The following is a 19,719-nucleotide window of genomic DNA, read 5'->3' on the forward strand; positions in this document are numbered from 1 at the left end:
AAAACATAAACTACATGAAGGCCGTCGAATTTAGATTACCAAAAGAATTTGATAAATCATTTACTGTATTCAACGAGAGGGGTACCCATTTCCCTTGTCCTTGGCACTATCACCCCGAGTTTGAACTTGTTCTAGTCAACAAAAGCTCCGGAAAACGAATGGTTGGGGACCACATAGGCTATTATAATGATGGGGATCTTGTACTTATGGGGCCCAACCTTCCACATGTATGGGTTAGCGACAGTAAGTTTTTAGAGATGAAGGAGCCATCTGCTTCCGATGCTACCGTTATTCACTTTACACCAGATTTTATTGGACAAGACATTTTCAATATACCTGAATTCTCAACTTTCAGTGATATACTCAATCTTTCCTCTAGAGGCATACATATCCGCGGAGCTGCCTCCGAACAGATTGCACAAGTTATGAATAATATGGTTTTTGAAAGTGGTTTGAAACGGCTCAGTTCGATTTTTGAAATCTTTGACATCATAAGCTCTATGAATGACTACCAAACACTAGCCAGCCCCAACTTTCTATTTAACAGCAATAAAGAAACTAACCGTCATAGCCGGATTAACGATTACATACTCCGGAACTTCCATAAGCAGATTACCTTAAAAGAAGTGGCGGACGAGGCCAATATGGCCACCACCACCTTTTGCAACTTCTTCAAGGAACAATATCGAATGACCTTTATTGAGTATGTAAACCAAATTAGGATCGGACATTTCTGCAAATTGATTTCAGAAAAAGACAAATCCATCCTAGAGGCCGCCTACACCTGTGGATTCAATAGCGTAGCTAACTTCAATAGACAGTTCAAAAAACTAAAAGGAATGTCGCCATCCGAATTCAAGCGGGTAGTAATGATAAATTAATCACTATATCAATTATTGTGTAGTATATCCACCATCAATAACGACAGCCTGGCCAGTTACACCACTCGCTTTAGGAGAAGCTATAAACTTAACGTACGAAACAATTTCTTTTACCTGAAGTAACCGGCGCTGTGGAACTAAGGGGTAAATAACCGATTCTAAAACAGACTGTACTTCTATGTTACGTTGTCTAGCCAGTTGTTCCAACTGATTGCGGACTAATGCTGTATCCACATAACCTGGGCATATCGCATTTACGGTAATACCTTCTGCTGCTGTTTCCAAAGCAGCTACTTTCGTTAAACCGATTAAGCCATGCTTGGCACTATTATACGCTGCCTTGCCAGCAAATCCGATCAGCCCGTTGACGGATGCCATATTAATAATACGACCATACTTATTAGATCTCATAATCGGTATTACCTGCTTCATGATAAAAAATGGACTTGTCAGCATCAATTTCAACATGGACTCAAATTCTTCCGTAGGAAAATCCTGAACGAGTGAGATATACTGTCTGCCTGCGTTGTTAATCAAGACATCAATGCGACCATACACAGTTACTATCTTTTCAATACACGATTTAACCCTTATTTCATCTGTAATATCAATGGGTATCGTTTCAAATAATAATTTCCTTTCCTGGAAATAGGCAGCAGCACATTCTAACTTTTCTTTATCCCGATCTAAAAGGTAAACAGTGGCGCCCTCCTCTGCCAAACCCTTGCTAATTCCTAAACCTATACCAGAAGCTGCTCCCGTAACAATCGCTATTTGACCGGATAATTCTTTCATCTACTTTTAAGCATTTAGCCCACCGTCCATTAAAATATTCTCTCCGTTGATATAGGCACCAGCCGCCGAAGCTAACAACACAATTAGTCCTTTTATATCATCCTTATTCGCTAATCTTCCTAATGGAACCTTTGCACAATAATTGTCCAAAAATCTTTCATCTTGATTATTCCATAATCCACCGGGGCTAATACAATTGAAACGAATATTCTTACCCACATACTTCTTTGCCATAAAGCGATTCAGGTTTATAAGCCCTGCATTATGAAAAAAGTAATCAGGAGGTAAATCCCCCATCGATGTACCTATGTAGTTGGAATAATCCGGCCCCTTCATGCCCATCATAGATGCGATATTAATTACGGAACCACTTCCCATCCTACCCATATGTTCGGCAACCAGTCGTAATAGATAAAACATACCGGTAGCATTTACCTCCATGGATTGTTGAAAATGAGCAATATCATCCGCATAACTTCTCATGGGTCTAGACACTGCGTTGTTTACAAAAATATCTATTTTTGGAAAGAAACTTAATATATCGTGCATACCACGTTCCAAAGAAGTTAAATCTTCCTGATCCATTTCTACAACACACCAAGTACGATACGTTGAAAAGTATCTATTAAGCTCTGCTTCAGCTTTTGACGCATTTCGAGAACTCACGACCACCTGTGCCCCTGCTTCTAATAGGGCTTCGACAATACATTTACCATAATTGCCTGCCCCACCCGTTACCAGCGCATACTTACCTTCTAAACTAAATAGTTCCTTAATGTGCATACTAAAAATATATTTTCTGATTATTCATTTCCTTACTCTGCAAAGCTTTCGCAATAACCTCCATGACATTTACAGTTTTACTAAAATCAAGCGTTGGCTTTCCCAGCTGGATTGACTTGATGAATTCCAATATATTTTCTTTAAACATGGCATAAGAATTACGGATATCTACTGTTGTCCATTCCTTTTCTCCAAACACAGAAAGTTGAAACGTGGGAACAATTGCTGCAATTAGATGAATACTCGCATAACAGTTCGGACTGATTTCTAACTGTACAATATCGTAGTTCGGTTTACCTAGATATTGAACAGCTATTGGTCGAGGATCATCCAATAAGCTCATTACAGCTTCAACCATATGCACACCATATTTCTTCCAATCCTTCTTGCCCACCACGGTAAGCAGATGAATCGGCCCCAGTTTACTTAAACTTGCCTTTGCTGTCATTATCTCATTAGCATAACGCATGGAGGAACAAGACATCAGGAATCTACCTTGATCAACATAAGCCTTGTATTGGTCCAGTTCATCCAAATTAATCGTCAAGGGCTTATCTACAAAGATCGGAATTCCCTCTTCCAAAAAAGGTTCAGCCATCTCCCAGTGCCGATCAGGATCATCTCTAGCGAGAATAACCGCATCAACCTCTCCGATCATATCGGTAAGCTTATCCAATACAAACTCAATACGTCCAGATTTGGCTATAGATTCAGCCTGTCCGCTGTCCTCACACCAGATATGCGTAACTCTCGCTCCTATTATACCTAGTGTAGCTTCATTAGCCTTTAGGTAGTCGGACACAGCTGGAAAACCCGCCTTATCAATTTCCACAACGTCATATACACCATTTATTATTGCTGTCCATGAATAAGGGTGTGCGTTCCCCTCACTCATCCCAATCATTCCTATTTTTATCATAACCAACCGTTTTTGTCCCATTGTGCCAAGTTCAGAAACGCTTGGTTTGGGTAAGATAGCTCCTTAGCCATTTCTAGCTCTGACCTAGATAAATACTCTCCTTTAAAATACGCTATTGCTTCATCCAGATATACCTGCTTATCAATACCGATTAAAACGGAAGAAACGGCTTGGTGTGAGGACACAAACTGCATGGCTAGCGCTGGTAAATTATTCCTTTCGTTTGTAAGTAATGCTTTAAACAAATGAATATGATCTTGTACTTCTTTTAATGCAGGGTGCAATCGAAAAGACCTATCCGTTAATAATCCGCGCATGAGTACCGATCTAACGACAAGACCTACCCCCTGCTCCTCTGCCTTCTCAAAATATGCCGACTGCCGCTGATCCATTAGATTAAAAGGTAGCTGTATAACCTTCCAAAAACCTTTGGTCAATGCTAATGCAGTCTCCTCGGGTTCATAAACGGATATCCCTGGGACACGGATTATTCCGGCTTGCATTAACTCCTCAAAAACCTCATATAGCTCACCAATCTCCAGGATTTCCAAATCCGCGTAGTGTAACATGAATATATCGATATAATCTGTTCTTAATGCTTTGAGAGACTCCTGAATAGATTTCTTTACCAATTCCTTTAACACTTTAGATGACGGGAGTGTTCCGTCAGACAACCTAAAATGCCGACACTTGGATGCCAATACCACTTCGTCACGTATCCCTTCAAAAGCTTTTCCCATAATCTCTTCACTTCGGCCATACAAGCGTGCCGTGTCGTAGAAATTAATTCCCTTGTCCAATGCCTTATGCAACAATCTTACCGCATCTTCCTCATGCATAGGAGCATGTGCCTCTTTCATACTCAGGCCATAAGCCATGCCGATCTCTACTCCACCAAATGCAATCTCTGATACTTGAACTCCTGAACGTCCTAATTGCTTGTATCTCATCAGTTCTTTTCTAAATACCCCTTTACATTTTTCATAGGTTCCTTCGAACCAAAGGCCTGAGCAATTGAAAGGCAATAATTTTTAATACCGATCACATCCGCACCAGCACTTACAAAATGGTATCCCATAGCATACAACTCCTCAAGGTTATCCGGCGAACCGACTGTAGCAGCATATTTGCCGTGCTTATTTGCCAACTCAGCTACCCGCTTTCGTGTTTCTACCAACAATGGATTGTCCCATTCACCTGGCGCTCCAATACCTTGACTAAAATCACCAGGGCCAAAAAACAGCATATCATAACCAGGCAATGCTGCTATCTCTTCCAATTCATCTAATGGCTCAGGATCTTCAATCTGCAGAATCACAAACCGCTCTCGATTTGCTGTAACTATATATTCATTAAAATCAATTATAGTATACCCGCCATCCGAATTCCCCCCATCTATAGGCCTACGTCCCACAGGATGAAACCTAGTCATATGCACCACCTCCTTCGCATCCTGTAGACTCATGATATGTGGAACCAATATTCCAGTAGCATCCATTTCTAAGGCTCTAATGTAATCGCTGTAAGACCCTCTTGGTATGCGGACCATTAAATCGACATCCTGACTTTTGGTCGCCCAGACATGTGCCTGCAGCGTTGCCCAGTCTTGTCCGATATGTTCCTGGTCCACCCATATACAATCGAACCCACACATAGCAGCCAATTCAGCTACCTGTGCATCTTTCAGATTCACTTTAAAACAACTCGGCTTTTCGCCATCGCGCAACATATGTAATACTTTACTTCTCCTCATCATCGTTTATTTTGATCAATTTATATTCTATCGGGAATGGGTTTTCAAACGGAACAGCAATACAGCACAGATCACCATTGTTAATGCCGCAACCTGAAACACCAGTGTAAGCTTAACCTGTTCATCACGCAGTATCCCAGCCACATATATACCTACCCCCCCTATAATACAGCTAAACAAATTCAAGATTCCATAACCTGTTGCCAAGTAACGCTTGTCAGCAATCATTCCCAGGATAGGCATCATATTAGCATCAATAAAAGGCCTTGTCACGGCATAGATTAAAAATCCAGCCACGGTAGCCCATAATATGGTCGTATAACTGGCAATAAATATTCCCGGTACGGCAATTAAGAATCCTATCGCGGGTACCCACATGCGCGCTTTAGACTGCGTTTTCGACCAGTGATCGGCCAGAGCCCCACCGAGTATTACTCCAAATAATACCGCAGGAAAGAAGTATGCCGTAGAATACAAGCCCGCTTCGGTTTGTGACAGATTAAACTCCTCTTTATAATACGTTGGCAACCAACCGTTAACCATCCAACTAACTGCCCCAGCCAAGCCCCATATGGCCACCACAAGTAGAAAAGCCTTGTTGCTAAACAAACTTCGTAAGGCTTCCAAAAAATTGACTTCCTTACTTTTATCACATGAATATACACTTTCAGTATCTAACAATAAACCCCTGTCTTTAAGGAAGAAAAGCAAAACAAAAGCATAACATACACCTATTAGACCAAAAATAGCAAACGCATAATGCCAGGAATGTGACTCAGCAATCCAAGCCCCCAAAAAGCCAAGGCTTTGTCCCACGGTAACACCCGCTACATGTATCCCGACCGCAGTAGATTTGGTGCGCTCGCTATGCCAATCCATAATTAAAGCCATGGCAGCAGGAATGTAGAACGCCTCACTTATTCCCATAAGTGCTCTTGCTGCTAGTAACTGTTCAAAGTTGGTCGCTTTAGAAGTCAACCAAGTGACAAGTGACCAAATAAAAAGGCTAGCTATAATTACTTTACTACGATTAAAACGATCCGCAATATAACCAGCTACCGGGCTAGTAAAACCATACACCCATAAAAACACAGAAGTCAACAATCCAAACTGGGCATCAGACATAGGGATCTCGTCGACAATGCTGCTACGCATCGTAACAATCATCATACGGTCCAGATAATTAAGACAACCAACAATGCAAAGCATTGCTACTAATAGCCAAGGATAGAGTTTTCGATTAGTCATAAGATAACAGGCTTTAGGCTCCCTAACAAAGATAAAATAAACGCGGATATTGTAACTATCCGATTTGACGAATTAGTAGTATTATATTTCGACGAAGAAATGTCTATTCAAGGTTCAAGCGATTAGCCACTCTTAGCATCATATAGGCCGCAGAAGCATGAATGTCGCTATGGTATGTGGGGCTACTTTTATCCTTACATAAACTATATAGAGCGAGGACATTCTCCCATTCCCTATCTCCTGCTCTTTGCGCAAAAGCCAATAATATATTGTTAAGACTTCCCTCTTGCTCTTTAAAATCAAAAAGCATTTGATTAATCTCAACTTGCTTATTGTCACTTACATTTTCAGGAGATAAAACCACAAGTGTAGCCCATAAATTACTTGCTACTGATGGTAAAAATTGTCTATTTCGAACCCATGCCTCAAGAGCACTGTACTCCTTCGTAGTAAATGGCGATAAGTACCTTAACACAAAGGAGCTTACGATAAGCTCCAAATCAGTTAGCTTCTTATTAAACAAGTCCTCTAGTATCCTCTTCTTTACGACTTTTCGATTAGCATCACCCCCCAATGCATAGTTCCAAAGACTATACAAGCGCATTGATCCCTCCAAACTGGAATCTACTTGCGCCACAACAGGCACCCTCAGCTTCGCTAACGTCTCTATAGCATGCAAGCGATCTTCGGCCTTAGGATCTTCATAAGCCGCTTTGATTTTCCGTTCCCACATTACACGTTCTTCAGGAGTTAAGGCACTTTGCGCAAGAACACGCCATATTCCAATACGATATTTAGGCGTATGGCTATACAGTTGTTCTTCTTTTACAAACTCCTGTTTCACCTCATCTCTACAACATCCTTCCCATAGCAAGAATTCAGCAACATGCACCTTTACCCATGCCTTCTCTGATAGCAATAAATGCTTTAAATCGGCCAGTGCCTTTTCTTTCGTTTGCCCCATTATGGTAAAAGGTAAAAAAGTGAGAATAAGAAGTGTATATCTTGTATATCTGATATGCTGCATGTCTACTACGCTACGTTCTATTTAAATAATTGCGTCTTTAGGGTTAAGGTATTTCCCACATCCTCTATTTCAAAAATTAACATGCGTTCACTTCCACCCGGACTATTAGGGCCATGGAAGGTAAGCATCAACTGCCCTTCAAAAGTTTTAAATAGCATACCATGCCCTCCATTTTCGCTAAACAGTAAGTCTTTCTGTTGAATCCAAGGACCTGAAACTTTTCCAGTAGTAGACTCGGCCAAACCAATAGCGTAACTGCCGTCTTTAAAACTAGACCACATCATCAGTAACTTTCCCGTTGTGGTCGTGTATAAAAAGCAGCCATCTGTCACATACGAACTCGGGCCGTTCACACGGTGTGTGCCAGTTGACCATGGCGCTACAGAAGCGTTAAAAAGTGTTTGAGAAGCACCAATCGTTTTGGATAAATCAGGAGCTAATTGAACCAACTCCATTGCACCATCTTCTATCTGTACCCATTCGTGACAATAAATCATATATGGAATACCATTTTCTTCCCAAAGCGTACCATCAAGAGCCATCCTGTCCATCGGTGTATGGGGCATTTTCTCGTCAAAAGCCAAGAAAGGCCCTAATGGACTATCGGCATAAAAGATCTGTGTCCCCCTAAAGGTATATGCAGGCCAGTTATCCGCTTTCTTCTTCCACTCTATTTCTGAGTTTAGGGTCGCAAACAAATAGTATTTACCCTTATATTGATGAACCTCTGGAGCCCATACTACGCCTTTAACCCAATTATCAGCAGGAATAGCAAAAACATGGTATGGACCTTTCCATTTTCTTAAATCTTTACTCTTATAAGCCACGACTCCATTTACTTCCGTACCATCTTTACCCTTGACCCTCCCTGCTTTATATAGATAGTAATTCTTGGTTGCAGGATCTGCGACAATAAATGGGTCTCGTACATAAAGATCTTTAATGTCGATAATCTCGTTCAGTGGCTTGTTTTGTGCAAAATTATGCGAGTTACCAAAAATCAAGAGGGCCAATGGAATCAAGAATGCTTTTAATAATTTAAATTCTCTCATTATGTTTTATTTTAAATCTAATTTAAATCATTTTCTATCAGGATCACATCTTAATCTTTCAACGTGAAAGTTGTTATATTTGCTATAGATACAATTGTTTCATTATCCTTATCAAGATTACTAATTCCTACGGCCTTTCGGTTGTCTTGGATCCACGTTATAATCCGGGTTTGTTGCTTTGCTTCTAAAACTACTCCAGTCTTTTGATCTACCCACTGTTCACGCTTAAACAATATTTTCCCTCCGCGATCATGTAAAAATCGAAAATTAATACCACCAATATCGTTCACTACTTCTTCAGGTAAAATATTCGCTAAAGAAATTCCCCAATCAGACAGCCATGCTTCTTCCATAGAAATCAAATACCGACTAGGCTTCCCTTTGTATACGATATCTTGTGCATACAAAATATTTAGATTTTGAGTACTGACAGAGGGTAAATCGGTAGCTCGCAATGCAGGTATCCTAATACTTTCCATCGACTGCCATGAATCCCCAGACTGAACGCTATTCGCTGGCAAAAGGGCAGATATCAAGGCGATATCAGGCGCCAACCATTGCGCATTAACCCCTTTAGAATCAATCTGAACAACCTTTCCTTGCTTACCAATTATTAAGGAAATAACATTTTCTTGCTGCTCTAAGTCTTCATTCTTATCAAACCATTTAAAGTTTCGAACCGAAACATTTGCCTGGGCACCTCCAAGAATATTGGGCACTGTATTTATCTCAACTTCAGCAGAAGCCTCAAAATAAGGCATTTGCGTTGTAGGCCTAGGATTAAACATTTCATATTTCGGATGTACAATTTCAGAAAGCGTATTTGCGCTAGGAATTGCCTGCAACCCCGCTACATTAACTTCGTAAACCAATTTACGAGCCTTTGACAAATCCATGGCAATCACATCATTGTCCGGTTTCATATAACGAAACAATTGTGTTAAAACCTTTCCATTATCTGCCCAGGGTCTTGAAATATTTCCAGTCCAAGATCCTGCATCACCTACCAAGATTACCTTTCCTTTACCATATCTTACGCTAACTATCCCAGAGCCTTTCACCTTCCTATCTTTATATGTGCTATCAGAATAAACGCTCAACAAAATCTCAGGTTGCTTAGCATTCGGCAAAATCTTAAGCGTACAGCCTGCACCATAATGAAATACTGGGACATCATAAAAATAGGGATGTCCGACAGCAATCACATTATCTGAATAATGTGTATCATCATTATTCCAGCTCAGCCCAAACTTCTCAAGTAATTGACCTGTTTGTTTCATCTCAAATGATTCGTTAAATCTATTTTTCTCTATAGCATTTAACATCACCATTAAACTTCCTCCCTTCCTAACAAAGCCATGCAACACTTCTATTTCATTATCGCTGAGAACTTTCGCTGTTGGTATTAAGGATGGATTATCCAAAGCAAAAATAACCACTCCATCAATCCCCTTCAGCAATTTATCACTATAAGGAACACGACTCATTGAGATAGCATAATCCTTTGATAAAATGGTATAAGCATGATCCAAGGTATTCGTATGAACAAAATCATTCCAACCATACCGCCCATCAGAATCTATCCAACTCCCAGTTACAATATGGTTACCAACCTTAGTAGAAGGTAGATTATGATGATAATAATCAAAAAGAAGTTTAAAATTCTTATTGGTGTTAAAACAGATTACATCTGTATTTTGACCAAATAATACCGAAATAAAAAACAATACAAATCCAATTGTCAAAATTCTTTTTAAATTCACTTTTTATACATTTACATTACTTTTATAACTAACATAATACATTCAACGCACATACTCATACAACTTCCTCAGCATTTTATGGTATTTCAAAATGCGTTGTTGCTATATGCGTGTTCATTCCGTCTGTTGTTAAATAATAGATGCAAAAGATAGATCCATCGGTCAACTGCCGGACTAAAGGATATCCTAAATCTCCTCCACTTCCTAAACCATCGTTTCTAATTATCATTTCATTGCTCGTACTCCATGTGACTCCATTATCCGAGCTCACCGCAGCCCGAATCCCCATTGGGGCCCTGCGATAACCATACGTACTTAACAAACGACCATCCTCCAACTTGATAACATGAGGAGGAAACCCCCACATCGTGGTCTTTACCGGCGTAGACCAAGTAAGACCATCATCAGCAGATTCCGACTTCCACAAATACCCCTCAGGAACAGATCGCATCAGCGCAATAATTTTACCATTTGCTGCCTGCACAATAGAAGATTCATTAAATCCCTGAACTTCTAGCCCTGAAACCCCACTAGATAACATTGGAAAAGTAGACCAAGTAACACCATTATCGGTAGACCGCATTAGGTAAGCTTCGTCTTTTAGGGCATTATTGAAATTTACCTTTCTTCTGCCGTATACTATTCTAAGTCTCGTACCTCCGGTAGTCACAATATAACTAGCCTTGATGTGATGATTATAAAGTCCAGAGCAATCTGTTGGAAGTGCTAAACTAGTGGTAGTCCAACTTGTTCCATTATTTGTCGAACGTTTGATTACTGTTCCTCCTATATAAGCAATTGTACCTGGTTTCACTTCATTAATAATTCTCTTTTCCGTAATCAGCGAATCGCGAAGTGTATCCGATACGTATATCCATCCCTGAACATCTGGCAAGACCAAATTAGTTCCAGTCGTTGTCCACACTTGATCATAATTTATACTACTTGCGTTAGACCATGTAATTCCATTATCAAATGACATCAAACGTTTCGAGCCACCTTCAGGATCAATATGACTACGATTTACACGAGTCGAAAATGAAGTAATTAATATACTATCGTTATAAGTGTACAGACTCGGGAATGCAGCGTAAATCCCGTCTACTTTATATACAACTCTATGTTTAGCATTTAATATATTTTCAGAAACTAAGGTATCTATTTTCCCTCCTAGCAAAGTGAAGAATCGTGAATCATGCTCATAAGGCCCGATTTGAGGTCTATTATGCCAACCAGCCTGAAAAAAATACTTAATCGTATCAACGAAGTCTCGAGGATCAAAAGTATAAGTAAATACATTTACGGTACTATCCTCATCCCTTATCCCGTTGTCAGCTAAATTCAAGTCTTTAACTGGAATTGACTCACCATAAAGGTAACGATAACCATTAGTATTTAAATAAAAGTTAGGTAATATAGGTCCAACTACCGGCGGGTTTTGACGAACATAAAATGATCCAAGTTCTACATTATCACCCTCTACCTCAATACGCATCCTTGTCGTAGAATCATTTAGGTTCTTTATACTAAACGTTTTAATACGTGGAGGACCAGTGTAAACAGTCATCATTCTTGATTCGGTTCCTACCGAAAGTAAATTATCATTACATGAGGTTAAGAGAATTGAAAAAACCATCGCTAGAAATAGATGTTGCATAATATTATTTTTCATATTTTATTTTTTAAGTTCCACAATCTAACTCTTAATTGAATAGACACACAAGAATCCCTCTAACAACAATACAACTCAACCAATCTACTCAAGCGAACTACATTTTCTCTATCGTAATCTCACGAACCTTAATCGCTTTCCTGAGTTCACCAGATTCTGTTTTATATCTAAAATCAGAGTACACCAATAAAAACTTATCTTTTCCTGTAAATAGAATTTCAGGATAACTACAAGAAATGTTATTTTCATGAACATCCTTCACCCATGGAAGCATTTCGAAAGGATCAGACCACTGTTTGCCCTCCTTATCAAGTGCAACACGAATTTGTAAACCGGGTCTTCCTGAAGCCAATACTAACATTCCATTGTCCAACTGCCTAAGTTTAGGCAATACCCCATTTTTTGTAAATGCTGTAGGAGTACTCCAATTTTTACCTTGATCTAATGAAGTACTGATATACATTGGACTATTTCCTAAACCATCAGTAGTTCTTGAAATACACATGTACCTACCATCTTTCAAAACCTCAAAAGTTGGCTCAGTAAACCCTAATGCATGCCTCTGTCCTCCTTTAGGGTCTTTTTGAACATCATAACTATAAGGTACTCGTCCAATAAATTGCCATGTCTTACCGTTATCAGCTGATTCATAAAAAGGAACATCTGAAGGAGAGACAGTACCTTTATTATTTGTAAACCCAGGATATATTCCAGCAACGACATTTCCATTCGCTTTTAACTTCATATCTCCCCACCATACGACAGGCAACAAATCATTATCAGAATACCTAACCATATTAGGCTCAATAATATCATTATGTTCTATCGACCATGAACTACTTCCTTGATTACGTCTCAGAATATATGCTCCCTGCAATTCCTTAGGTAAATCCTTTGTTTCCCAAAAACTAAATTTACGACCATAAGCTTCCTTAACCGTTGCAATGGGTGTTGGCAAATTAAGATCTTTGAGAGGTATTGCTGCCGGAGTATGAATATTAATAAACTCTCCATTTTTTAATTTTAATCCACCTCCTATTGGCGCTTTCGCTGGTTGTTCCCAAGTTTTACCTTGATCTTTAGAAACGGCAAAGCCGTTTCCTCCCTTACCATAACTTTCTGCATGATCATCAGCCATATTCCATCGAGCAACTATTTCTCCGTTATCTGAGGCATATAGACTGGGAAATTGAAAAAAACCCCATTTTAAAGCTTTATCCGCAACGGCTACGATAATAGGTTCTCCAAAACTTATTTTAAACACATTTCTCCCATCTTTTTGATATACAAAATCTCCCTTTCCATATGCAGGAATTCCCTCGCTTAGTACTGCAGTATTAAAATCTATTCTGTTATCCTGAATCTTTGCAATATGATTATGCGTAGCACAGCTTGTAAATAATAAAAGTATTCCGCAGTATTTTCTCATCTTATACATTGTTGTAATTGTAGGTTTCTATTAAATTATTATTCTGTCTTTAGGTATACTTAAACTTTTTTCACGGTTACCTTACGCACCTTAATGGATTTACGTATTTGACCTTCAGCTGTTTTATGTTGGAAATCAGAATAAATAATCAAAAAACTATTATCATCTATTTTTAATAACTGCGTATAACCACACGATGCCCCTGTATTAACATTACCTTCGGATTGCTGTAAATCCGAACCGGCCCATGGTAGCATTTCAAAAGGTTCAGTCCAGTCATTAGGATCACTGTTTAACATAAAACGCAGCTGTACACCAGGTCTACCAGCAGCCATCGCTACTACACCATTATTCAACTCCAACAATTTAGGTAACACTCCACTTCCAGTAAAGACCTTTGGTGTAGACCAACTAACACCTTTATTTGTTGACGTTGTCCAATACATGGGGCTTTTTCCAAAACCATCTTGTGTACGTAGAATAGATAAAAAAGTTCCATTTTTCAATGCAGCAAACGCAGGCTCTGTCCATCCTAATGTATTTCGCTTACTACCATTTGGATCTAAAGCCAGGTCAGGTTGATAGATTATACTTCCTTGCTTTACCCAATTTTTTCCAAAATCAGTAGATTTATAACATATAACTCCAGCTGGGCTTATACCCCCACTTTGATTAATCTCAAAACCAGGATAAGGACAAATATATAAACCATCAGATGTCTCCTGTAAATCCCCCCACCACACAATTGGAAAGAGATTACCATCTGCATAACGTGCTAACTTTGGACTATTCAGCACTCCTCTTTCGGTAATCCAGGAGGTCTGTCCTTTTTTCATTCTCGCTTGGTAAGTACCTTGCAACTGCAGCGGAAGCTTACTATAATCATAAACGCGAAACACTCTACCATATGTAGACTGGTCTTGCAATGTAGCAAGTGGCACAGGCAGTTCCAGCTCTTCCAATGGCACAGCAGCAGGTGTAGAAATAGAAATACGATCTCCATTACTTAACAGCATTCCTGCCCCCGTCGGCCCTTTGATTACAGTAGTCCATGTAACCCCTCCATCGTTAGACACAGCACTATTTATACCCACTCCTGGCTTCCCATAGCTACTAGCATCGTCATGAGCCATGCTCCATCCTGCTGCTAACTGTCCAGACAATGATCTCCGTATGCTTGGAAAATTATAAAAGCCCCATCCGACTTCTTCATCAGCTACTACTACTATAGAAGGCTTACCCATCTCCACTTCCAGAAGTTGCTTTCCATTTCGGATATATTTAACGACCTGTTCATTATAGGACAATACTCCCTGCTCTATCGCAACAATATTTGCATTCTTATTCTCGGTCCATTCTACAGTATCTTTCTCCTCTAATACAATTTCCTCAATATTTCGAACACGAAAGGATTTAAGATTAGAATTGACGCCTCCTAGATTGACAGCAACATCCACTTTCGTTCCGCCAGCTAAAACGGGAACTTTCACCTCGATAACATCATTTTTCAGTTCCAATATTTCAGCCTTAGCTTCTCCAAATTTAACCTCCACATTCGTCAAATCACTTCCAAATCCTCTTCCTTGTAACTGAATAGTACTGCCAGAAGCCGCTACGTTTGGCAATATCATTTTAAGCAATACTGCACTTTCCTCATCAACTTTTGGCTCATCTATTTTCTTTGCGCATGATATCCCACTCAAAAGGATTAGTATGCACAATATCTTAAACAACATCATTTTCATATTAAACTAACTTGATTTACAACTATCATTATTTCATTTCTATAGTTTCTCGTATAAATAGACAATTTTAATATTACGGTTTACTGTATCCGCTCAATACCGCTGTATGTTTGCCTTTAATATCCGAGATAGTTAAATTTGTTCCCGTACCCATTATTTTCCTTAAATCAAACCCCGCAACCAAATCAGGAGTTTGAGCAGTAACAGGAGTAATCATATCAGCTAGAATTTCCTCAGCACTAAGTGCTTTCTTCCAAAATCGCAAATGTGCAATTTCACCTTTGAAATAACCTTGCAATGAAGGATAAGGATCTTGCCATACACCAACAAAAACATCAGATACACTAACAATTGCCGGATTAGCAGGTACTGCAGCAGGTAATGTACTGGTTCCTACAAGGTTTCCATTTTGATATAATTTAATTTGTTTGGTAGAAGAATTGAAAATTGCTGTTAAATGCATCCATGTATCTAGCGGAAAATAATTATTAGCAGAGAGCACGTTAGAACCTCCACCAGGATTTGGATTAGTATTGTTCCTATAATACCAGTCGGCATACATTCGTCGATCTGATAAAGGTGCTATACCATAGCCCGTATTTCCATTGACTGGGTCTGCAGTTAATGAAGTGTAACGTTTCATTAATAGCCGCTGTGTAGTATTACCAACTGGTGTTTTCACCCAAAGGGAAATACTCAATACCTCACCTGAATTGATATTAAAATCGGCGTGATTAGGAATTCTCAAATATTGATTCGTTCCATTAAAAGTTAACCCTTCAATAACATATAATTCAGAAAAAGGAAGATCATTATATTCTGAATAAAAAGTATCTAAAGCACTTTCCTCTGGCACATACGCTGTTCTATATTTCAAATCACCATTATACATATTGAGGTAGAGAATAGAACGCTGCTCAATTGGTAGTTTTACCTTTTTTGTGGCTCCATCTGTTCCTTCATACTCAACACCAATATTAACCGCCCCTTCAAAAACGCCCTTCCAACTAATATCGAGTTCATTTGCTGATTCTAAGTATACCGCTTTATCAACTAAACGATTATTTAAACTTGTTTGATAAGCATCTCCATAAATTCTTGTCGAAAGTTCCGAGGTGAGTGATTTACTTTTGCCATCGCTCGTTTTTGTTATCAACTCAAAAGTCAAAAAATCTTCGGGAAGGTCATTTATCGGTACCTTTAACTCTTTACCAACACTATTTTCAGGTATGGTATAAACTAATGAATCCGTACGCGAACGCCAGTAAATTGTCATCGTTCTTGCTTTTGCGTCTTTATTTACAAAGACGAGCTCTGCTCTATTTTTTCCCGAATTAATCTTAACTTCGTCAATTCTAGCCAAGTAACTCGACTCTCCCCTTTGAAGATATTCATCATGTAGATCATTCATACGATCACAAGAAATAAAAAAGAGAAGGAAAAACCAACTCCACAATATATATTTAATGGTAGTCTTCATATCTTAAAACATTTATTTTTTAGTCTCTCCCCACAAAGTCATTTCTACTACCTGCGTATATAGTGTACCGCCCCAGGTGTCGATCACATAAAAACGTATATAGCGAACAGGTGGAATATCCTTAGGAAAGTTCCATTCCTCCCCATTGACAAATCCGTAGTTATAATCATCATCATTAACTTTACCAAAAGGCAATCCAGAAGGCTTGAATGAATCAAACTCACCTAATAATGTCCAAGTCCCGAAATCCGCATTAACATTAGGGTGGTTAGAGCCCCAAATCTGAAATTTCTTAGGATGCGCAAAGTTATATAACAGATTTTCCTCAGGCCGATTTCGAATATTTATTCGGCTCAGCGTTGCTGACTGTCCCATATCGAAGGTATGGTCGTTGGTTACACTGGCAAATAATGCATCCGTCTTATCCCAGAGATTCGTAATAGGAAAACCAGCATCATTGTAAGGTATTCCTGATGGATTCCAACGCCGAAACTTAGATTTATCCAACATTTCCTCATAGTATGGATGTGCTTTTATATACAACGTATCGGAGAAGTTATCCCAACGATCCCTAAAATATAAACCAAAAACACGCTCTGCATCATTGTATCCGCGAACATTTGCTCCACCTTTTACAGCAGCCGAGTAAAATCGATCTGCCTCTGTCCATTCTTCGCCTCCATATTTATTTGTGGTTGTCAATACAGTCAGTACTACATCTGATTTGAAAGGATTCTGCCAATCGATGCGTATTCCTCCAAAATCATCCTTGATTGTCACTCCCTCGATCATTTCAAATACCGGAGCATCCAAAGGCTGAATATCTACTTTAACAGGGGTAGACGCGTTTTCGCTTTTGTCGTATGCTGTTATTTCTATTTGCTGAGCTTGAGATTTACCAAAGCCGTCCAATGTTATTTTTCGATTAAAGACCGATGATTTTTGCTCTTTAGTTTTTCCATTGATAGTGTACACCGCTTTGACATAAGAAAAATCTTCATCTGCCGGTACCGTGTAGCTGATGACGCTTCCTCCCGGAATATTCTCTACGGACACACCCGATACCGCTCCCGGTGGCACATCATCCAGGGCGTACTGTCCTATATAATCTTCCCCACATCCCCACACAAGGAACGGTAAGATCAGGTATATTATATTTTTATTCATAACTATATCTATTATATGACTTCTATTTCTTTAGATCTCTTGATATGCTCGGGATAACACTACTCTACCAACCAGGGTTCTGTACCAGGTTTTTATTCCGTAATATCTCGTCCTGCATGATTGGCCATAGTATATCCCGCAATGTATATTGACTGCGATTGTGTGTAATCACTTGATAAAATTCCTGTGGTGTTTCACCTTCGATATTCCATCCTCGGACCGGCTGATTCATATACTCAATGGATTTCTTCCAGCGGCGTAAGTCCCAAAAACGTTGCCCCTCAAAAGCTAGTTCAATATTTCGCTCTTGACGAATGATTGCTCTCATCCCTTCTTTAGTAGTTGGCTTTTGTGAATTGTTCGAGTGTTTTGCCCAAGACTCGACAACCCCCTCCAAACCAGCCCGTTGTCTAACTTGATCAATATATTCATATACTTTGGGAGTTGGTGCATTCAAATTCTCATTTAGCGCCTCACTGTATAATAAGTATAGATCTGCCAACCTGATTAATGGAAAATCAAATGGCTTTCCAACATACGCATCCTTGCCTGTATAAGCCGACATAAAATTGGATAGCTTTTTGATATAATAACCCGTAGTAGAATAACGCTGGTTACCAATCATACCTCCAGTTATTGATTTAGCTTTGAAATCCAACGGCCATTGATCACTTTCGTTTGTTCTCCCCAAACCAAACCACCATCCCCCATCTACACCTAAACTACCATAAAATCTAGGCTCGCGATCTAAATGCAAACCAATAGTACGATACCCTGGCTGCATGTAAGCCTCCTGCTCTTTTGGAACTAAAGTAATGCTCATCCGATCATCGTAAGCATAGTCTACATCTTCTTCTATAGGTACGCCATTTTTCGAATAAAACAATTCTGCCATTTTAAGGGTAGGCACAAACCATTGATACACCACATTTGCATGGTCACCGTGTAGTCTGGGTATCGTCTGCAATTCCAATCCAAGATTTTGAATATTCGTGCTGCTGCTGTTAAAATCTGACAAGCTCCATATCCGTTCTTCATTGAACTTGTCCGCCACGATCTGGCTCACTTGCATCACCCCCAGCGTCTCATCGGTTACGTTAAAAGTCGTCTGATGATGATACAATTTAATCCCTGCCTCATGCGCGATATCGATTGCCTCCTTCGCTGCCTGCGCCGCCAAAATCCATTTATTAGGATCCTCTACGCTGTTGAATAAAGCAACACCACGTTTATCCAGCATAGTCGTATAATCTTGATTACCATTAAACAAAGGACTGGCGGCAGTCACCAATACTTTGGCTTTTATTGCTGCGGCAATTGGTTTAGTAATACGTCCCGCATCAGAAATCATATTATTTACTTTCAGATCCAAACTTGGAATAGCTTCATCCAACAGTTGTACAATGTAGTCCACAACTTCATCAATAGGTTCCCTAAAAACCATCAATTCCTCAGAGCTTGCAGTTGCTGGAAAGTTTTCTTTAGCGATTGGTATGGGCCCATACAATTGCATCATATAGAAATGATAGTAAGCTTTCAATGTTTTTACTTCAGCAATCCACTCTTCACGCTCGTAGCTATCCAAGTCCCTAGCTTTGTGAACGTTGTCAATAAACATATTACAATCCCGAATGGCTTTCCATAATGGTCTCCCCCCTTCGATATTGTGCCAATAGCTATACAACGGTCGGTTCACATTATTTCCATTGACAGCCAGCTCGCGATAATATTGTCTCCATCGATCACCTACCCCTCCTTTATCCAAGAATTCATGTATCCATATATCGTCCCCAGCTGCAAATCCAGGCTCATGGCGTGTTCCATTGCGGGGTATATGATTATAACAGGTGGCCAGTGCCCTTTGCGCACTTACCCTATCCTTATAAGCATCGTCTATGGTGGCAACATTGTCCGGAACCACATCCAGATAATTTTGACAACCGAAAACCGAAATGCTGACTATAGTAATTAAAACTAATCTTATTGTTAATTTCATGACTGACAC

At 39.5% G+C, this 19,719-nt stretch carries 16 protein-coding genes; 1 reads left to right on the forward strand and 15 read right to left on the reverse strand.

From position 1 onward, the window contains the following. Positions 1-14 precede the first annotated feature (14 nt). The gene (locus JKG61_RS11600) at positions 15-881 is read left to right on the forward strand and encodes an AraC family transcriptional regulator (RefSeq protein WP_202103138.1); all 867 of its coding nucleotides are present in this window, start codon (positions 15-17) and stop codon (positions 879-881) included. 12 nt (positions 882-893) lie between these two features. On the opposite strand, the gene JKG61_RS11605 is transcribed toward JKG61_RS11600, so the two are convergent. The 15 genes from JKG61_RS11605 to JKG61_RS11675 all read right to left on the reverse strand — a co-directional run bounded on the left by JKG61_RS11605 (position 894) and on the right by JKG61_RS11675 (position 19,710). Then, a complete protein-coding gene (locus tag JKG61_RS11605; protein WP_202103139.1) occupies positions 894-1,676 on the reverse strand; it encodes a 3-hydroxybutyrate dehydrogenase in 783 nt (260 codons plus the stop codon). A gap of 6 nt (positions 1,677-1,682) precedes the next feature. Then, on the reverse strand, positions 1,683-2,459 hold the full coding sequence (locus JKG61_RS11610; RefSeq protein ID WP_202103140.1) for an SDR family oxidoreductase: 777 nt from the start codon (positions 2,457-2,459) through the stop codon (positions 1,683-1,685). A 1-nt stretch (position 2,460) separates the two neighbouring features. Further along, the gene (locus tag JKG61_RS11615; RefSeq protein ID WP_202103141.1) at positions 2,461-3,378 is read right to left on the reverse strand and encodes a Gfo/Idh/MocA family protein; all 918 of its coding nucleotides are present in this window, start codon (positions 3,376-3,378) and stop codon (positions 2,461-2,463) included. After that, entirely contained in the window at positions 3,375-4,328 is a 954-nt protein-coding gene (locus tag JKG61_RS11620; protein ID WP_202103142.1) for an aldo/keto reductase, read from the reverse strand. Before JKG61_RS11620 ends, JKG61_RS11615 begins: the two co-directional genes overlap by 4 nt. After that, on the reverse strand, positions 4,328-5,134 hold the full coding sequence (locus tag JKG61_RS11625) for an HpcH/HpaI aldolase family protein (RefSeq protein ID WP_202103143.1): 807 nt from the start codon (positions 5,132-5,134) through the stop codon (positions 4,328-4,330). The genes JKG61_RS11620 and JKG61_RS11625 overlap by 1 nt, the downstream gene beginning before the upstream one ends. A gap of 24 nt (positions 5,135-5,158) precedes the next feature. Further along, entirely contained in the window at positions 5,159-6,379 is a 1,221-nt protein-coding gene (locus tag JKG61_RS11630; protein ID WP_202103144.1) for an MFS transporter, read from the reverse strand. A 103-nt stretch (positions 6,380-6,482) separates the two neighbouring features. Next, positions 6,483-7,343, reverse strand: coding sequence for a type 1 periplasmic-binding domain-containing protein (locus tag JKG61_RS11635; protein WP_202103145.1), 861 nt, complete (start codon positions 7,341-7,343; stop codon positions 6,483-6,485). Between the two features lie 80 nt (positions 7,344-7,423). Continuing rightward, on the reverse strand, positions 7,424-8,458 hold the full coding sequence (locus tag JKG61_RS11640) for a glycoside hydrolase family 43 protein (protein ID WP_202103146.1): 1,035 nt from the start codon (positions 8,456-8,458) through the stop codon (positions 7,424-7,426). A gap of 50 nt (positions 8,459-8,508) precedes the next feature. After that, the gene (locus JKG61_RS11645; protein ID WP_202103147.1) at positions 8,509-10,221 is read right to left on the reverse strand and encodes a hypothetical protein; all 1,713 of its coding nucleotides are present in this window, start codon (positions 10,219-10,221) and stop codon (positions 8,509-8,511) included. Positions 10,222-10,297: 76 nt separating this feature from the next. Next, positions 10,298-11,893, reverse strand: a complete 1,596-nt coding sequence (locus tag JKG61_RS11650; RefSeq protein ID WP_202103148.1) for a sialidase family protein — start codon at positions 11,891-11,893, stop codon at positions 10,298-10,300. A gap of 97 nt (positions 11,894-11,990) precedes the next feature. After that, positions 11,991-13,322, reverse strand: a complete 1,332-nt coding sequence (locus tag JKG61_RS11655; protein WP_202103149.1) for a sialidase family protein — start codon at positions 13,320-13,322, stop codon at positions 11,991-11,993. A gap of 59 nt (positions 13,323-13,381) precedes the next feature. Then, a complete protein-coding gene (locus tag JKG61_RS11660) occupies positions 13,382-15,067 on the reverse strand; it encodes an IPT/TIG domain-containing protein (protein WP_202103150.1) in 1,686 nt (561 codons plus the stop codon). A gap of 73 nt (positions 15,068-15,140) precedes the next feature. Continuing rightward, positions 15,141-16,547 (reverse strand): DUF4998 domain-containing protein, encoded by a 1,407-nt coding sequence (locus JKG61_RS11665; RefSeq protein ID WP_202103151.1) that lies wholly within the window; start codon positions 16,545-16,547, stop codon positions 15,141-15,143. A gap of 12 nt (positions 16,548-16,559) precedes the next feature. After that, complete coding sequence (locus tag JKG61_RS11670) at positions 16,560-17,714, reverse strand: DUF5000 domain-containing lipoprotein (RefSeq protein WP_202103152.1); 1,155 nt, start codon at positions 17,712-17,714, stop codon at positions 16,560-16,562. A gap of 64 nt (positions 17,715-17,778) precedes the next feature. After that, complete coding sequence (locus tag JKG61_RS11675) at positions 17,779-19,710, reverse strand: RagB/SusD family nutrient uptake outer membrane protein (RefSeq protein ID WP_202103153.1); 1,932 nt, start codon at positions 19,708-19,710, stop codon at positions 17,779-17,781. Positions 19,711-19,719: the final 9 nt, after the last annotated feature.

Source organism: Sphingobacterium faecale (genome assembly GCF_016746095.1).
GTDB lineage: Bacteria > Bacteroidota > Bacteroidia > Sphingobacteriales > Sphingobacteriaceae > Sphingobacterium > Sphingobacterium faecale.